Here is a 16,958-nt window from a genome sequence, read left to right as displayed (position 1 = left end):
TTTATCAGACAACCCGCGCATCCGCGCGCCAACTTGGCTAAAATGCCGGCCTTTTCCACCTACGCCGCTGGAACCGCCGTGAGCAAAGAACCCGATCGCCTTTTCGCCCAGCCTTTGGCCCAGGTGCCTGACTTCGCCTTTAACGAGGACGTGGTGCGGGTGTTCCCGGACATGATCAAGCGCTCGGTGCCGGGTTATCCGACCATTGTGGAAAACCTCGGCGTGCTCGCCGCGCAGTTCGCCCAGCCCAATAGCGTGCTCTATGACCTCGGCTCGTCCCTTGGCGCCGTGACCCAGGCCTTGCGCCGACATGTGCGCACCGACGGTTGCCGGGTCATCGCTGTGGATAACTCCGCGGCCATGGTCGAGCGCTGCCGTGAGTACCTCAACGGCCAGGACTCGATGTTCCAGGAGTTGCTGCCGGTCGAGGTCATCGAAGGTGACATTCTGGCCCTGGCGTTTCAACCGGCATCCGTGGTGGCGCTGAACTTCACCCTGCAATTCATCGCCCCCGACCAGCGCACTGCATTGCTGTCGCGCATCCGCCAGTCGCTGTTGCCCGGCGGCGCGCTGATCCTCTCGGAAAAACTGCGCTTCGAAGACGAGCAGGAACACGCGCTGCTGACTGACCTGCACATCGCCTTCAAGCGCGCCAACGGCTACAGCGAACTGGAAATTGCCCAGAAGCGCAGCGCCATCGAAAACGTCATGAAGCCCGACAGCCTCGAAGAACACCGCGAACGCCTGCTGGCCGCCGGGTTCTCGAAAGTCGTGCCGTGGTTCCAGTGTCTTAACTTTGCCTCGTTGATTGCCTTGCCATGATTGATCTGTCTCCCCTCGCCCGCCGTCTGGCAGGCACGCCGCTGGCCGAATGGGCCAACACCCTGCAAGCACAACTCGACAAGAAAATGGAAAAAGGTCATGGCGACCTGGAGCGCTGGCAGAGCGCGCTGGACGCCCTGCCGAAGATTCAGCCAAGCGAAGTCGACCTGCTCAATGGCTTGACGCTGGACACCGATTGCAGCGACGAGACCCGAGCGCAAATGCGTACCGCGCTGATGGGCCTGTCGCCATGGCGCAAAGGGCCGTTCGACCTGTTCGGCGTGCACGTCGACACCGAATGGCGCTCGGACTGGAAATGGTCGCGAGTCGCCCCGCACCTCGACTTGAAGGGCAAGCGCATTCTCGATGTCGGCTGCGGCAACGGCTATTACATGTGGCGCATGCTCGGCGCCGGCGCCGACAGCGTGGTCGGCGTCGATCCGAACTGGCTGTTCTTCTGTCAGTTCCAGGCGGTGCAGCGTTACCTGTCCGAGCCGAATGCCTGGCACCTGCCCTTCCCGTTCGAAGACCTGCCGCCGAACCTTGAGGGTTTCGACACGGTGTTTTCCATGGGCGTGTTCTACCACCGCCGCTCGCCGATCGAGCACTTGCTGGCGCTGAAGGATTGCCTGGTCAAGGGTGGCGAGCTGGTCCTGGAGACGCTGGTGGTCGAAGGCGACAAACATCAGGTGCTGGTGCCGGAAGACCGTTACGCGCAGATGCGTAACGTTTGGTTCCTGCCGTCAGTGCCGGCGCTGGAGTTGTGGTTGCGTCGTGCCGGGTTCACCGATGTGAAGTGCGTGGATGTCAGCGTGACCACGGTCGAGGAACAGCGCGGGACAGACTGGATGAAGTACCAGTCGCTGAGCGACTTTCTTGATCCGGAAGATCACAGCAAGACCATTGAAGGGCTGCCGGCACCGATGCGTGCGGTCATCGTGGCCCGCAAGTAACCCATTCTCCAGATCAATGGAGATCAAAGTGTGGGAGCGGGCTTGCTCGCGAAGAGGGTGTGTCAGACAACAACCATGTCGACTGACACACCCTCTTCGCGAGCAAGCCCGCTCCCACATCAGTTCAGTGTTCAGTCTGAAGATTTGGCTCTGCGGGCCTTGAAGAACTCGCTCAAAACCGCCCCACACTCCTCCGCCAACACCCCGCCTTCATACAACACCCGGTGATTCAAAAAACCCTGGGTAAAAAACTGCCCCTGGCTCTGCACAATCCCAGCCTTGGGCTCCAGCGCGCCGTACACCACCCGCGCAATCCGCGAATGCACGATCAGCCCGGCGCACATGCTGCACGGCTCCAGGGTCACGTACAGCGTGCTGCCTGGCAGGCGATAGTTGCTCACAGCCTGGGCGGCAGCGCGAATGGCGACCATCTCGGCGTGTGCACTCGGGTCGCTGCCACTGATCGGGCAATTGAAGCCTCGACCAATGACTTCACCGTCCTGCACCAGTACCGCGCCCACCGGCACTTCGCCGAGGGCGGCGCCTTGGGCAGCCAGTTCCAGGGCCTCACGCATGAAGTCGCGATCACGGCTACGGTCGATGATGGCGGCGGGCCGAATCTGACGCATCACGCCACCTCGATAGCGGCCATCAGGCCGGTTTCCATGTGGTCGATCACGTGGCAGTGGAACATCCACACCCCCGGGTTATCCGCCACCAGGGCCACCTGGGCGCGTTCGTTCTTGCCCAGCAGATAAGTGTCGGTGAAGTACGGAATGACCTTGTGCCGGTTCGAGGCAATCACCTTGAAGCTCATGCCGTGCAGGTGGATGGGATGCTGGTATTGAGTCATGTTCTTCAATTCAAAAATGTAGCTTTTACCCTTTTCCAGTTTGGCAATCGGGCGGTCGCTGCAGGTTTTGTCGGTGATGTCCCAAGCCTTGCCGTTGATCTGCCACAGGCTTGGCGGCTTGCCGTTGTCGACGTTTAACGACACCGAGCCGACCCACTCGAAATTGAAGTTGAGTTTCACTGCATTGGCCAGGTCCGGCTCGGCGACCGGGTTGGCCGGCAGCGCCGGCGGCCACTCGGTCGGCGCATCAGTATTGGCTACCGAACGGAAGGTGCCCAGGCGCACCGGCCCGTTGCGCAACGCCAGCTCTTCACCGGCCGGCGGCGCCTTGATCGCCAGACAAATACGCATGCCCGGGCCGAGCCAGTATTCCTTGCCCAGTGGCCGCGGCTCGATGGGGTTGCCATCCAGGGCGTAGATCTGCGCTTCGACACCGGGGATGTTCAGGCGATAAGTCAGGGTGTTGTCGAGGTTGAGCAGCCGCACCCGGGTGATCTGCCCGGCTGGCAGCTCGATCACCGCTTGCGGGACGCCGTTGATACTCGACAGACGCCCCGCCGTACCGCCACGGGCCGCTTCGCGGGGAATGCTGAACGCGACAAAAGCGCCTTCTTCATCGACGTGCCAGCTCTTCAGGCTTAACGTTTTCTCGTACTTGAAACCGGTAGGCTCGCGCTCTTCGACGATCAGCGGACCGACCAGCCCGCGCCCCAGTTCTTCACTGCTGTTCACGTGCGGGTGATACCAGAAGCTGCCGGCGTCCGGCACACGGAATTTGTAGTCGAAGTACTCACCCGGCAATACCGGAAGCTGTGAGACGTAAGGCACGCCATCCATCTCCAGCGGCAGGCGGATGCCATGCCAGTGGATAGTCGTGGCCACCGGCAGATGGTTGATGAAACGCACCCGCAGCCAGTCACCCTGACGCGCCCGCAACTCGGTGCCCGGCGCCGACGGCCCGAACGCCCAGGCCTGAGTCTTGTGCCCGGCCACCAGTTCGACATCCAGCGGTGCTGCGATCAGCTCATAGTCGTGACCCGCGTTGGCGTCGGCCATCTTGCCCAGCCAGTACCGCGACGCGCCCCCCGCACCGACGCCAACGACAACAAGACCGGCCAGGCCACCGAGGATTTGGCGACGGGTAAAGGACATTAACTCAACTACCTCTCATATCGACTGCAGGCCCAAGGGGCCATAAAAGGCGAATACGATACACCTGCAATTGCGAAACAGTAAGGGCGGGGCGGCGGATGGCCGCAGGGTTGTTCGAAACCACCCGCTCATCCGCGATACATATGTAGTGCATTTCCGTTGAGCGAATGAGCCATCTTCAACGGCCGTTTCTCAAGGATGAACAGAGCATGAACTCACCCGAAATCCGCCCGCAGCCAAATGCCGCAGACAAGGCGGCACTCAAATCCATCGCCGCGACCGTCGTACTCTCCTGCCCGAGCTTGCAGGACACGGCCCATGAAATTGCCAAAAACCTGCTGAAAAGTCAGGGCTTGGCGGATGTCGATCCGGACCTCGTTTACTTCCATCGATTCAAGCTTGCCCAGAGCAGCGCTACGTCGTTCACCGGCTGGGAGCACACCGATGAAAAGCCCTACGAGTCCCTGACCCTGACTCAGTTGGTGATCCAGCGCTTTCGCGTCACCGACCAGGACAATGCCGATCTGCTGGACCTCTACGGCGGTTTCTATACGGCCGGGCCGAACGCCAAGGATTTCACCCAGAGCAACGAAGTGCGCCTGCACGGCAACGAGGTGCTGAAGGCGTTCTGGAAGATCGACTTCAGCACGCTTTACCACGAAAAACTGAGCGCCTTCTGGGACGGGCACTGCGACGATTTTCGCACGCTGGCCAAGTGCAACTTTCTCAGTAACGCGATTCAGGCCCTCGCCCAAAAGCATCTGGCCGGCGATGACTTCCAGTGCGTCGTCGACGCCGTCATAGGCCCTGTCACCTGGCCCGTCAGCCTGAAGGCGCTGCAATCGGCACATCCGGTGAACCACGATGTGCGCGCCCTGGATGTCGACGGTCATGTGGCCACCGACGCGTTGCGAATCGTCGATGCCAAGGGTCGGCAAATCCTTTATCTACCCGGTAGCGCGAAGGTGTTTGAGGTGATGGAGAACGAAGCGGCCATGCATTGGTGGGTGCTGGAGCAAATGAACGAGGATGGACCGCGCCAGGCGTTCATGAGCCACTTTGCCTTGGCCGATCGTCACGAGATAACCGAAAACATTACCGACCTCATGACCCAATTGGTGGACACCTGGGGCAAATCAGAGCATCACCTGATCAACCAGAAAAACCAGCTGGTCAGTGGTGATGCGTTTACCTGGCTGCAGGATTCGGCCAGGAACGCCATGTTCGCCGAAGCCAGCCTGTCACTGACCTCCAACAGCGATGTACGCAAGAAATTGTGGATCGGCTACCTGAGCGCCGGGCTACGGGTATTTGGTCCGTTGGCCGCTGTGGGATGGCCGGTGGCGCTGCCAGTGATTGGTGCCAGCATTGCCAACACAGGCCTGAACATTGACCAGGCCATTCACGGCAAGACCTCTGCCGAGCGCAAAGAAGGCATTATCGGCGCAATCCTCAGTGCTATCGATGCTTTGTTCAATGTGCCATTCCTCAAAGGCAGCGGATCACTGCTGGAGGTGGGTAGCGAGGCGGAGGCAGTCGAGGCCGCTGAAATGGCCGAGCTGAAGGAGTCGGCAGCGCCAATCGATACAGCAGCGCCGCCGCCTACTGAAACATCCTTGCCGGTGCCGCCTGAAACGGCTGCCGCACCTGAGGTGCCCGCCAAATATCAATGCAATGAATTGCTCGAAAGCCTGATTCCGGAGAGCACACCGGAAAAATTCCGCGGGATCTACCGGCTCGACACTGACCCCTCCTACGCCATCCTCTTGAATGACAATCCCTATTACGTACGCTACTTCGCAGACTCCAGGGGCGGTGGTTACTGGGCGATCGTTGACCCGCAAAGACCCAACCAGTTCGTTCACTCGTTGCCGGTTCGCCTGAATGCCGAAGGGCAGTGGGAGCGGATGCGCTCACTCAGGCTCAATGGCGGTGGCCAGTGCGTCGGCAAAGAGTGCGCGGTCGACATTGAGATGGAAGCGCGCGAGCCACTGCCGTCCTTGCCCGAGCCACAACCCTCGACATCGCGTTCCTGGCGTCACGTGACCACTGTGTACGATGCCGAGCCAGCACAGCAGCTATCGCTGAAAAAGTGGGCGCTGAATCTGCGCGAGACCCATGTACGGATAGCACCCGGCGGCGCTATACAGGATCCGTACGCACAGTATTTCCTCGGTAAACGCACCACTCTGTTCACTGCCGCGCGGAAATTTTTCAGCGATCTGCCCTGGGCCAACTTGCCTCCACGCCCGGCAATACCCGCCGTCACGGCCGACATGCCAATGACCGAGCTGATCGATGGCATTTTTGAAGCATCCCCCGGTCTGGTCGTGGGTGAAAGCCTGGATCGCATCACCAGCATGCGCTTGATGATTGAAAACATGCCGGCACTGGCCAGGCACGCCAAGACTATTTACATGCGTCGCCTGCTCAATGATTTCGCTCAGGTCGAGCTCGATAGTTACTTCCAGACCGGAGAAATGCCCAATGATCTTAGGCGTTACCTGACCAACCTTGGCACCGACCCGACCGGTCGATTCAATGAGTTGGAACTGGTTCAGGTGGCCAGACAGCACGGCGTGCGCGTACAGGCTCTGGATTGTGTGACGAGCTACAAAATGAACACTCCTTTGACACCGATCGAGGAGCAGATGATCGCCAATCACCTGGCGCAAACCATCATGACCGCGGACGAACTCATCAACATTCCCGGTAAGTGGATTGTGTTGACCGGCGCCGAAAACACCAACACCTTCAGAGGCGTCGCAGGCGTCAGCGAACTAAGGGGCGGCATTGGCTTGCGCATAGAGGAAGTCAATCCCGGTGAAGCGACAGGCGTCGCTATTGATTCGGGTATCGACGTGAATCGAGGCCCGCTTCCCAATGGCGGTCAAATGCGCGGCGACCAAGACACTCTCTTCGCTGACCTGTGCCTGAAAGTGGACGCCACACCGCTGACCTGGCACCCGCATGAGCTGGAAAACCTGTTGCATCGTCGGGGCATGTACCTGTTCGAAAAAACGGCAGGAAATTACCAGCTGGTGCATCGCAGTCACGCGGGCATGCTCGTTCGCACACCGGTGCAACAACGGGTTGACGGGCGGTTTTTCATTCACCGGCCGGCATGGCCCATGGTCAGCGACATTGCGTTCGCCAGCGTGCCGAGAATGGCAGAGCAACTGAGCCAGATGGGCATGAGCCTGCAAAGCCGCGTTCCCGTTTGAAAGGGTTTCCAACAATGTTCAAGGACGACACTGTGAACTCCACTGAAAACGCTGTACTGCCCGATGCAAGCGACCTGCGGGCTATCAAATCGCTGGTTCCCGCACTGGTTGAAGCCTGCCCCGATATGTACGAAATGGCCCGGGGCATCGCCAGTGACATTCTGCTCAAGCATGGCATCACCCACCTTGAGCCGGAGCAGGTTTATTACCATCGTTTCCACCTTGCCCAAAGCAGTTCGAAAACCATTACCGGCTGGGAACACCTCTACGAGAAGCCCTGGCAAAGCATGACCCTGCCCCAGTTGGTCATCCAGCGTTTCAATGTCCAGGACCAGGACAACGCCGATCTGCTGGACCTTTATGGCGGCTTCTACAGCGCCGGGGCAGATGCAGGCAATTACAACGAAACCAACGAAGTGCGCCTGCATGGCAACGAGGTATTGAAGGAGTTTTGGGCGATCAATTTCGCCGACCGCTATAAAAACAAAATCGCCTCGTTCTGGAAAAAATACGGCAAGACTTATCGGGCATTGGCCAAGTGCACATTTCTCGCCAAGGCCATGGAAGACCGCGAAGGCGGCCGGTTGTCCGACGAGAACTTCAAAACCGTGATCAAGGCCGTCGCCAGTAATGTGAGCTGGCCGGTGACCCTTCAGATGCTGGAGTCAGAGGCACCCGTCAGCAATGAACTACGCGTGACCCTGTTGAAAGTCGGGGACTTTGTCGCCACCGACATCCTTTGCATCATTGATCAGAGCGGCCGCCAGATTCTGTACGTCCCGGGTGAGATCTGGGGCTTTCATGCCCTGCAAACACCGCGCGATCTGCACTGGTGGATCTTGTCCGCGATCAAGGACTCCTCTGATCGCCAGCGCTTCATGGCGCACTTTCAAGTGGCTGACCACGACATCACGCAAGACGCGCCGACGCGCCAGCTGTCGAAGCTGGACTGGCTCGCCAGCGTAAACCCCGTGATCAAGCCGGTTTCCAGCCTGGTTGTGTGGTTGTTTCGCGAACCCCACAGCGAAAATGTCGGGCTCACCCATGTACTGGACTTGTTGTTCAACGCCTGGCACTCCAATGACCATCATCTGATCGACCATGCCAGCGACTCGGTGAACCAGGATGCTTTCACTTTCCTGAGCGATGCGGTGCATGCCCGCATGATCAGCGACTGCAACTACATGCTGCATTCCAACGGTGACCTGCGCAAAAAACTCTGGGTGGGCTACCTCAATGCCTTTGGCCGTATGTTCGGCCCTCTGGCGGCCGTCGGCTGGCCAGTGGCCCTGGCAGTGGTCGGCGCGGGCATCGCCAACGTCGGCTTGAACATCGACCAGGCCATCAACGGCAAAACGCCCGGCGAGCGTAAGGCCGGCGTAACCGGCGCCATTTTTGCGGCCATCGATACCTTGTTCAACGCCACGTTCATCAAAGGCAGCGGGCGGTTACCGGAAATTGCCGAGGCTGATGCGTTCTTCGCCCCCGAGGAACAGTTGAGCGAAAGTGCCATCGCCCGCGCCGCGATCCCCAAACTTGAAGAGATCGTCCCGCAACGGATATTGCCGCCTGAACCCCAGGACTATCTCGATGCCTTCAAGACAGAGATTAGCGAAGCGACCCGCCAGGACTTCGTTGATCAGAAAATGCGCAACATCATTCTGACCCCCTCTGGCAAAACCTACATCTATATGCGTCGCTCCGGTCAGGATGGCTTCTATCAGGTGCGTTATGTCGGGCAAATGAAGCGTTGGGTGATTATCGATCCGGCCAATCCGTACTCGTTTTATCGCAATGTTCCAGTGCGACAGAACGAAGCGTTGCAATGGGAACCTGTTCCCCGCTCGGAGGCGGGGACGGGACTCAGTGGCGGAGGCAAAATTTTCGGGCTCAAGCCTTGGGGGCAAAGCCCTTCACCCCTGCCCAAGGTCGAAATAGCGCCGACCTCCTATGAACTGCCGGAACAATCAAAAGCGGCAATGACAGCGCTAGCCGAGGGCCGAAGCGAAACCTTCCCGCTGGACGCCACAGACGCCAGCGAGCGATCGTTTCAGGCTTTCAGGGACTTGCGTCGCGGTCTGTACGATGACGCCATCACCTTCTATGCCGACCCGTCCTTACCGCCCCGGCCTGCCATTGCACCCATCAAACCTTCTACAGCGAGCAAAGACATCGTCAAACGCCTGCTGGCGGACGCACCGGGCCTGGTGCTCGGACAGGAAAGCGGCAGCATTGGCGGCCAGCAACTGCTGATCGACAACATGCAGATATTGGGCAAACAGAAGGTCAAGACGCTTTACCTCGACCGGCTGCTGACCGACATCCATCAGGCCGATCTGGACGTCTTCCATGACACGGGCAAAATGCCAGAGCCGCTCGAACGCTACCTTGGCAAACTCGATGTGAACAAGGGCACCGATCTGGCAGGGCGTTACGGCTACCAGCAACTGGTCAGGACCGCACAGAAAAACCATATCCGCGTTCAGGCGATCGATTGCGTGGCGAGCTCCAGATTTCCCCGAATGGAGCACACGACCTTCACCAGCAGCCACAAAATGAAGAACTACTTTTCGGACACCATCATCAGCATTGATCAGACAGCCAGAGGTGCGCACAAATGGGTGGCGCTGGTGGACGAGACGCGAGTCAATACGTTCGATGAGGTGGCCGGCCTCAGCGAGCTGACAGGCACGCCGGGGCTGCGTATCGAAGACGTACCCGTCGGCAAAACCATTGGCCTTGAACAGGATCCCGGCAAAAGCCTGCTGGATGAGTTTGATCGTCCATTGGGCAAAGTCAAAAGCGATTGGCGTCTGCGCCTGCACGGCCAGCCACCCGTCACTACCGCCCGCACAATGGAGCAGGCCCTTCCCGATACGGGCATGTTCACCGTCCAGGACGTCGACGGTAAACCCCAACTGACTCACCGCAGCAAAAGTGGCGCCCTAGTGACAACCGACATTCAAAAGGACAGGGGCGGACTGTTCATCGTCCATCCGCGATGGTCGTTGAGTGACCGTCACTTCGACAATATCGAGCTACTGAGCGATGCCCTGGAAGAGCAAGGCATGACCCGAATCCGGGTGCGCATCGACCCTCAGGCCAAACCGGGCGAGGCGCTGGGTGACGGTGAGACTGTCGCCTCACCCGACGTACCCGTGCCCCTGGATCCCGCCTCGCCTGCGGCAAAAACACCGCTGGTGACCTCCCCCTATGATGTCGCTCTGCAATGGCGGGCCGATTTGAAAAATGTAGCGGCCGGGCTCGAAGACGACCTGCTGATCGACAGCATAGGGACCAGGACCCGAACCGAGGCCTTCGAGCATTTCAAGGCCGTCAGAAAGCGCCTGTATGAAGAGGCTGCGCGCTTCTATGCAGACCCTCAACTTGCGCCGCGACCTGATATCCCGTCACTGGATCCGCACATCGCCCAAGGTGATTTTATTCGCACCGTTTTCGAAGAAAGCGAGGGACTGGTCATCGGCGAAAGTCACGCCGACATCGGCAGCAAGCAGTTTCTGATCGACAACATGCAGGCTTTGGCCGAGCAGGATGTGAAGACCCTGTACATGGAACATCTGCTTACTGATTTCCATCAAACAGGACTGGATGCCTTCGCCGAAACGTCGGTCATGCCCAGGGACTTGGAAGCTTACCTGACAGAACTGGACGCCGGCCAACTGACGGATCCTCTTGAGCGATACACCTTTCTCGCCGTGGTCCGCGAAGCCAACAAACATGGCATTCGCATCCAGGCCATCGATAGCGCGGCCAGCTATCGGGTGTCGGGTATGGGGGTGAGTGATGTGACAGCACGGCTTAAAATGATGAATTTCCATGCCCGAATCATCATCCGCGCCGATCAATCAGCGCGCGGTGCCCACAAGTGGGTGGCTTTGATGGGCAACGCTCACTCCAATACCTTTGCGGGCGTCGCGGGGGTCAGCGAACTGGAAGGTGTCCTGGGGGTGCGCGTCGAAGATGTGGCCGAAGGTTTGTCCACCGGTATTGAACCCGACCCGGGTAGAAGCTTGCGCAATCAACCGGGTAAATCCGAAGGTTTCGTAAAAGGCGATCTACGTCTGCAGATCGAGACCCCATGGTTACCGAAGACTGAAGCGCAGATCGACACATTGCTGTCTCGTCCGGGCATGTTCACCCTGAAACGTGAACCCGGTAACACCGGCATCCAGATCGTTCATCGCGGCCGCAACAACTTCGTTACATCCACACCGATCATCAAAGAGTCCGGCCGTTACTACATTGAGCGCCCCTCGTGGCCCTCGGTCGATGGCAAACGCTTTGAAAGCGTGGCCGCACTTCTGCAGGCACTCAAAGAGATGAAGCTGACCTTGGCCGGCTGGTCAAAACCGCTTTGATTGCGAAACAGGAGAATGCGGTCGACAACTGCAGGAGCGAGCAGGCTCGCGATGGACTCAAGAGCACCACGGGGAATCAGACTCCCCGCGTTATCGTTAACGACCATCGCGAGCAGGCTCGCTCCTACAGGGAAACGCGTATACCGACGTACTTCTGTATGCTCCGAAACGCCATCAAAAACATAAAAAAAAGCCGTGTGAAATCAGATTTCACACGGCTTGTTTGTGTCAGCGCTCAAGTCACCCGAATGGGTGCAGGATCACTCCCACTCAATGGTCGCCGGCGGCTTGCTCGACACGTCATAAGTCACGCGGGAGATGCCTTCGATTTCATTGATGATTCGGCCGCTGACGGTTTCCAGCAGTTCGTAAGGCAGGTGTGCCCAACGCGCGGTCATGAAGTCGATGGTTTCCACGGCACGCAGGGCCACGACCCAGGCGTAACGACGGCCATCACCAACCACGCCCACCGATTTCACCGGCTGGAACACCACGAATGCCTGGCTGACCTTGTGGTACCAGTCGGCCTTGCGCAGTTCTTCGATGAAGATGTGGTCGGCGCGACGCAGCAGGTCGGCGTATTCCTTCTTCACTTCACCGAGGATGCGCACACCCAGGCCCGGGCCCGGGAACGGGTGACGGTAGACCATGTCATACGGCAGACCCAGTTCCAGGCCCAGACGACGGACTTCGTCCTTGAACAGCTCGCGCAGGGGTTCAACCAGCTTGAGGTTCATTTCTTCCGGCAGGCCGCCCACGTTGTGGTGCGACTTGATCACGTGAGCCTTGCCGCTTTTCGCGCCAGCCGACTCGATCACGTCCGGGTAGATGGTGCCTTGCGCCAGGTACTTGATGTTGTCCAGTTTGTTGGACTGGGCATCGAATACGTCGATGAAGGTGCGGCCGATGATCTTGCGCTTCTTCTCCGGGTCGGCTTCGCCGGCCAGGTTGTCGAGGAACTGGTCCTCAGCGTTGGCGCGGATGACCTTGACGCCCATGTTCTCGGCGAACATGGCCATAACCTGCTCGCCTTCGTGCAGGCGCAGCAGGCCGTTGTCGACGAATACGCAAGTCAGCTGGTCGCCAATGGCTTTGTGCAGCAGCGCGGCAACCACGGACGAGTCCACACCGCCGGACAGGCCGAGCAGGACGTTGTCGGTGCCGACCTGGGCGCGAACCTGGGCGATGGCGTCTTCAGCGATCTTCGACGGAGTCCACAGGGCTTCACACTCGCAGATGTCGAGGATGAAGCGCGACAGGATGCGACCGCCCTGCTTGGTGTGGGTCACTTCCGGGTGGAACTGCACGCCGTAGTAGCGACGCTCGTCGCTGAACATGCCGGCAATCGGGCAGCTCGGGGTGCTGGCCAGGATGTGGAAGTCTTCCGGCATCTTGGTGACCTTGTCACCGTGGCTCATCCATACGTCGAGGCCGAACAGGCCATCGGCGTCGATGTGGTCTTCGATGCCGTCGAGCAGACGGCTCTTGCCGACTACGTCTACGCGGGCATAACCGAACTCACGCAGCTCGGAACCTTCAACCTTGCCGCCCAGTTGCTCGGCCATGGTCTGCATGCCGTAGCAGATACCGAAGACCGGTACGCCCAGGTCAAACACGGCCTGCGGGCAGCGAGGGCTGTCGGCTTCGTGGACCGACTCTGGGCCGCCGGCGAGGATGACGCCTTTAGGCGCGAATTCGCGGATCGCATCTTCGTCCATGTCGAACGGGTGCAGTTCGCAGTACACGCCGATTTCGCGCACGCGGCGGGCGATCAGTTGGGTGTACTGGGAACCGAAGTCGAGGATCAGGATGCGGTGAGCGTGAATATCGAGGGCCATGATTCAGTCTCGTCTAAGTCATTCAGAAACAGTCGTGATTCAGAAACAACTCGGGGCTGAATAAAACAGCCCCGGTTGCTTAGCTTGTTGCTTGAAGGCTCAACCTACGCGGTAGTTTGGCGCTTCTTTGGTGATCTGCACGTCGTGAACGTGGGACTCGGCCATGCCAGCGCCGGTGATCCGCACGAACTCAGGCTTGGTGCGCATTTCTTCGATGTCGGCACTGCCGGTGTAACCCATCGAGGAACGCAGGCCGCCCATCAGCTGGTGAATGATGGCGCTCAGGGTGCCCTTGTACGGAACACGCCCTTCGATGCCTTCCGGAACCAGCTTCTCGGCACCGGCCGAGGAGTCCTGGAAGTAACGGTCGGAGGAGCCTTGAGCCTGGGACATGGCGCCCAGCGAACCCATGCCGCGATAAGCCTTGTACGAACGACCCTGGAACAGTTCGATCTCGCCCGGTGCTTCTTCAGTACCGGCGAACATCGAGCCCATCATCACGCAGGAGGCACCGGCGACGATGGCCTTGGACAGGTCACCGGAGAAACGGATGCCGCCGTCGGCGATCAACGGTACGCCGGTGCCTTCAAGGGCAGCGGCAACGTTGGCGATGGCACTGATTTGCGGCACGCCGACACCGGCGACGATACGGGTGGTGCAGATCGAGCCAGGGCCGATACCGACCTTGACTGCGTCGGCGCCAGCTTCGGCCAGGGCCTTTGCGGCAGCGCCGGTGGCGATGTTGCCGCCGATCACCTGCACTTCAGGGAAATTCTGTTTGACCCAGCGAACGCGGTCGATCACGCCTTTGGAGTGACCGTGAGCGGTGTCGACCACCACCACGTCAACGCCGGCAGCGACCAGGGCGGCAACGCGGTCGCCGGTGTCTTTACCGGTGCCGACGGCAGCGCCAACGCGCAGACGACCTTGATCGTCCTTGCTGGCCAGCGGGTAAGCCTTGGCTTTTTCGATGTCGTTGACGGTCATCATGCCTTTGAGGGCGAATTTGTCGTCGACGATCAGCACGCGCTCGATGCGGTTCTTGTGCAACAGCTCACGAACGTCGTTCTTGTCAGCGCCTTCCTTGACCGTGACCAGACGCTCTTTAGGCGTCATCACTTCACGGACAGTGGCTTCCAGACGGTTCTCGAATCGCACGTCACGGGAGGTCACGATGCCGACCAGGTCGCCATTGTGCAGTACCGGAACGCCGGAGATGTTGTGCATGCGGGTCAGTTCGAACAGTTCACGCACCGTGGCATCGGCCTCGATGGTGATCGGGTCCTTGACCACACCGGCTTCGTAACGCTTGACCTTGCGAACTTCGGCAGCTTGCTGCTCGATGGTCATGTTCTTGTGGATGATGCCGATACCACCTTCCTGAGCCATGGCAATTGCCAGACGGGCTTCAGTGACGGTGTCCATGGCAGCGGAAACCAGGGGGATATTCAGCTCGATGCCACGGGTAAGGCGGGTCTTGAGACTGACTTCGTTAGGAAGCACCTCGGAATAACCGGGCACTAGGAGAATGTCGTCGAATGTCAGAGCTTCTTGGCTGATACGCAGCATCGCGGGGGCTCCCGAGCGGGAAAATGGAAGCGCGCCATTATAGTCAGACACCCTCTCGGGTTCAATGTAAAACTCTATCTATTATCGATGCAGTGATCGACGGGGTATCTGACGCCAAATAACATGCAGGAGCGAGCCTGCTCGCGATGAACGTGAAGGCGGCGTTTGTTTCCAGACAACACGCGTTATCGTTCACGTCCATCGCGAGCAGTCTCGCTCCCACAAGATCATCAGAGTTCGACTTTGACCCAACTGACGGGCTGATCGAGCCAATCGGCAAACTCGTCGATAAAGCTCTGTTTGAACCCGGCCTCGGCCCAGTTATTGAAAATGAACCCGAGGTTGGAGAACCCGCATTCCTGCAAAAACAGAAAGCCGTTGATGTCATCTTCATGCCCGCATTCGGGGCAGGTGAAGTTGTCCGTGCGGCCCGGCATCCAGTCTTCCAGGCTTTCGAACAGTGCCTCGCCGATTTCCTTGCGGCACTCGGCGCAGCCCGCCTCCTCAAGAAAACCTTTGGCCGGCGTATAAATGCAGCGCTTGGTGACGATCTCCAGGCCGTTGACCGGCTCGCCGAACGGCAACGCCTCCGGGCGCAGGACCACCGCGCGGGCACCGTCGCCGATGGCGTGGGCCATGCGATTGCCGGTGCGGCCACAGGTGCTCAGTTCTTCCTCGATGATGTTCTTGCGCACCAGCCAGCGCACGACAGCCCGAGCCCGGGGTTCGTGCACCGGCAGGGTGGAGATTTTAGGGACGATGATGCTTTGGGAATTCATGGGTACAGGCCTGGGGCTTTCATAAAGGGTAGTCGATCAACAACCCCTGTAGGAGCGAGCAGGCTCGTGATGGTCGTTAACGATAACGCGGGGGGCTGGTTCCCCGCGGTGCTTTTGAGTCCATCGCGAGCCGGCTCGCTCCTACAGTAAATTGTGGCGGCCCCATAGAAGTTATAGGCCCGCCAGAGTGGTTTTTACAACTCTACAACCACCGCCTGCGCAGCACGGGTCGCCTTGGCGCGCGCGGCTTCGATCGACTCGTCGCGGGCCAGGGCAACGCCCATGCGGCGCTGACCATTGACCTCAGGCTTGCCGAACAGTCGCAGCGCGGTATCCGGCTCGCTCAACGCGGCGCCCAGGTTGGCGAATGCGGTCTGGGTCGACTGCCCTTCCACCAGGATCACTGCCGAAGCCGATGGCGCGAACTGACGGATCAAGGGAATCGGCAAGCCCAGAATCGCCCGTGCGTGCAGGGCGAACTGCGACAAGTCCTGGGAGATCAGGGTGACCAGGCCAGTGTCATGTGGACGTGGCGAAACCTCGCTGAACCACACCTGATCGCCTTTGATGAACAGCTCGACGCCAAACAGACCGCGACCACCCAGGGCCTCGGTGACCGCTTTGGCCACGCGCTCGGATTCGGCCAGGGCAATCGGGCTCATGGCCTGCGGCTGCCAGGACTCCTGGTAATCGCCCTTCTCCTGACGATGGCCGACCGGCGCGCAGAATGTGGTGCCGCCGACGTGACGCACGGTCAGCAGGGTGATTTCGTAGTCGAAATCAATGAAACCTTCAACGATCACCCGGCCTTTGCCGGCGCGACCGCCTTCCTGCGCGTAATCCCAGGCCTGCTTGACGTCATCAATGCTGCGCAACAGGCTCTGGCCTTTGCCCGATGAGCTCATGACCGGTTTGACCACACACGGGAAACCGAGGTCTTCGACGGCCTTGCTGTAGTCCTCGAAGGTGTCGGCAAAATGGTACGGCGAGGTTGGCAGGTCCAGCTCTTCGGCGGCCAGGCGACGGATGCCTTCACGGTTCATGGTCAACTGCGCAGCACGCGCGGTCGGAATCACGGTGAAGCCTTCGGACTCCAGCTCCACCAGGGTCGCGGTGGCGATGGCTTCGATTTCCGGCACGATGAAGTGCGGCTTCTCGGCTTCGATGACCGCACGCAGGGCGGCGCCGTCGAGCATGTTGATCACATGGCTGCGATGGGCGACCTGCATGGCCGGCGCGTTGGCGTAACGGTCCACGGCAATCACTTCAACGCCCAGGCGTTGCAGCTCGATCACCACTTCCTTGCCCAACTCGCCACAGCCACACATCAATACGCGGGTCGCGGTGGGCGACAATGGAGTTCCGATACGGGTCATCTGAAGGTCCTCA

Annotated in this window: 10 protein-coding genes; 4 read left to right on the top strand and 6 right to left on the bottom strand. The window is 59.6% G+C overall.

Annotated elements, in window-relative coordinates; all coding sequences use genetic code 11:
* The first annotated feature begins 42 nt into the window (after positions 1 to 42).
* Both cmoA and cmoB read left to right on the top strand, forming a co-directional pair.
* Positions 43 to 822, top strand: coding sequence for a carboxy-S-adenosyl-L-methionine synthase CmoA (cmoA, locus tag ASE98_RS20535; protein ID WP_177336988.1), 780 nt, complete (start codon positions 43 to 45; stop codon positions 820 to 822).
* The gene (cmoB, locus tag ASE98_RS20530) at positions 819 to 1,775 is read left to right on the top strand and encodes a tRNA 5-methoxyuridine(34)/uridine 5-oxyacetic acid(34) synthase CmoB (protein ID WP_060543154.1); all 957 of its coding nucleotides are present in this window, start codon (positions 819 to 821) and stop codon (positions 1,773 to 1,775) included. The genes cmoA and cmoB overlap by 4 nt, the downstream gene beginning before the upstream one ends.
* A 131-nt stretch (positions 1,776 to 1,906) precedes the next feature.
* Here cmoB and tadA read toward each other — a convergent pair whose 3' ends face one another.
* Together tadA and ASE98_RS20520 are read right to left on the bottom strand one after the other, a co-directional pair.
* Positions 1,907 to 2,404, bottom strand: a complete 498-nt coding sequence (tadA, locus tag ASE98_RS20525) for a tRNA adenosine(34) deaminase TadA (RefSeq protein ID WP_060543153.1) — start codon at positions 2,402 to 2,404, stop codon at positions 1,907 to 1,909.
* On the bottom strand, positions 2,404 to 3,780 hold the full coding sequence (locus ASE98_RS20520) for a multicopper oxidase family protein (RefSeq protein ID WP_060543152.1): 1,377 nt from the start codon (positions 3,778 to 3,780) through the stop codon (positions 2,404 to 2,406). Before ASE98_RS20520 ends, tadA begins: the two co-directional genes overlap by 1 nt.
* A gap of 209 nt (positions 3,781 to 3,989) precedes the next feature.
* On the opposite strand from ASE98_RS20520, the gene ASE98_RS20515 reads away from it, so the two are divergent.
* Positions 3,990 to 7,004 carry a membrane-targeted effector domain-containing toxin gene (locus ASE98_RS20515; protein WP_060543151.1) on the top strand — a complete coding sequence of 1,005 codons (3,015 nt, stop codon included), beginning with the start codon at positions 3,990 to 3,992 and terminating at the stop codon, positions 7,002 to 7,004.
* A 32-nt stretch (positions 7,005 to 7,036) separates the two neighbouring features.
* Positions 7,037 to 11,383 (top strand): membrane-targeted effector domain-containing toxin, encoded by a 4,347-nt coding sequence (locus ASE98_RS20510; protein WP_162237407.1) that lies wholly within the window; start codon positions 7,037 to 7,039, stop codon positions 11,381 to 11,383.
* A 260-nt stretch (positions 11,384 to 11,643) separates the two neighbouring features.
* On the opposite strand, the gene guaA is transcribed toward ASE98_RS20510, so the two are convergent.
* From guaA to purT, 4 genes are all read right to left on the bottom strand, one after another.
* Entirely contained in the window at positions 11,644 to 13,221 is a 1,578-nt protein-coding gene (gene guaA, locus ASE98_RS20505; protein WP_060543149.1) for a glutamine-hydrolyzing GMP synthase, read from the bottom strand.
* Between the two features lie 99 nt (positions 13,222 to 13,320).
* Positions 13,321 to 14,790 carry an IMP dehydrogenase gene (guaB, locus tag ASE98_RS20500; RefSeq protein WP_060543148.1) on the bottom strand — a complete coding sequence of 490 codons (1,470 nt, stop codon included), beginning with the start codon at positions 14,788 to 14,790 and terminating at the stop codon, positions 13,321 to 13,323.
* 230 nt (positions 14,791 to 15,020) lie between these two features.
* Positions 15,021 to 15,569: a hypothetical protein gene (locus tag ASE98_RS20495; protein ID WP_060543147.1), complete on the bottom strand. Its 549-nt coding sequence runs from the start codon at positions 15,567 to 15,569 to the stop codon at positions 15,021 to 15,023.
* A 194-nt stretch (positions 15,570 to 15,763) separates the two neighbouring features.
* Complete coding sequence (gene purT / locus ASE98_RS20490) at positions 15,764 to 16,945, bottom strand: formate-dependent phosphoribosylglycinamide formyltransferase (protein WP_060543146.1); 1,182 nt, start codon at positions 16,943 to 16,945, stop codon at positions 15,764 to 15,766.
* Positions 16,946 to 16,958 lie beyond the last annotated feature (13 nt).

This window comes from Pseudomonas sp. Leaf48 (genome assembly GCF_001421885.1).
Taxonomy (GTDB): domain Bacteria; phylum Pseudomonadota; class Gammaproteobacteria; order Pseudomonadales; family Pseudomonadaceae; genus Aquipseudomonas.
This window is presented reverse-complemented; position numbering and strand designations above follow the sequence as displayed.

What these genes read in the sequence shown, in the direction of transcription:
- cmoA (WP_177336988.1), top strand. Translation starts at nt 43, where the DNA reads ATGCCGGCCTTTTCCACCTACGCCGCTGGAACCGCCGTGAGCAAAGAA.
- cmoB (WP_060543154.1), top strand. Translation starts at nt 819, where the DNA reads ATGATTGATCTGTCTCCCCTCGCCCGCCGTCTGGCAGGCACGCCGCTG.
- tadA (WP_060543153.1), bottom strand. Translation starts at nt 2,404, where the DNA reads ATGCGTCAGATTCGGCCCGCCGCCATCATCGACCGTAGCCGTGATCGC.
- ASE98_RS20520 (WP_060543152.1), bottom strand. Translation starts at nt 3,780, where the DNA reads ATGTCCTTTACCCGTCGCCAAATCCTCGGTGGCCTGGCCGGTCTTGTT.
- ASE98_RS20515 (WP_060543151.1), top strand. Translation starts at nt 3,990, where the DNA reads ATGAACTCACCCGAAATCCGCCCGCAGCCAAATGCCGCAGACAAGGCG.
- guaA (WP_060543149.1), bottom strand. Translation starts at nt 13,221, where the DNA reads ATGGCCCTCGATATTCACGCTCACCGCATCCTGATCCTCGACTTCGGT.
- guaB (WP_060543148.1), bottom strand. Translation starts at nt 14,790, where the DNA reads ATGCTGCGTATCAGCCAAGAAGCTCTGACATTCGACGACATTCTCCTA.
- ASE98_RS20495 (WP_060543147.1), bottom strand. Translation starts at nt 15,569, where the DNA reads ATGAATTCCCAAAGCATCATCGTCCCTAAAATCTCCACCCTGCCGGTG.
- purT (WP_060543146.1), bottom strand. Translation starts at nt 16,945, where the DNA reads ATGACCCGTATCGGAACTCCATTGTCGCCCACCGCGACCCGCGTATTG.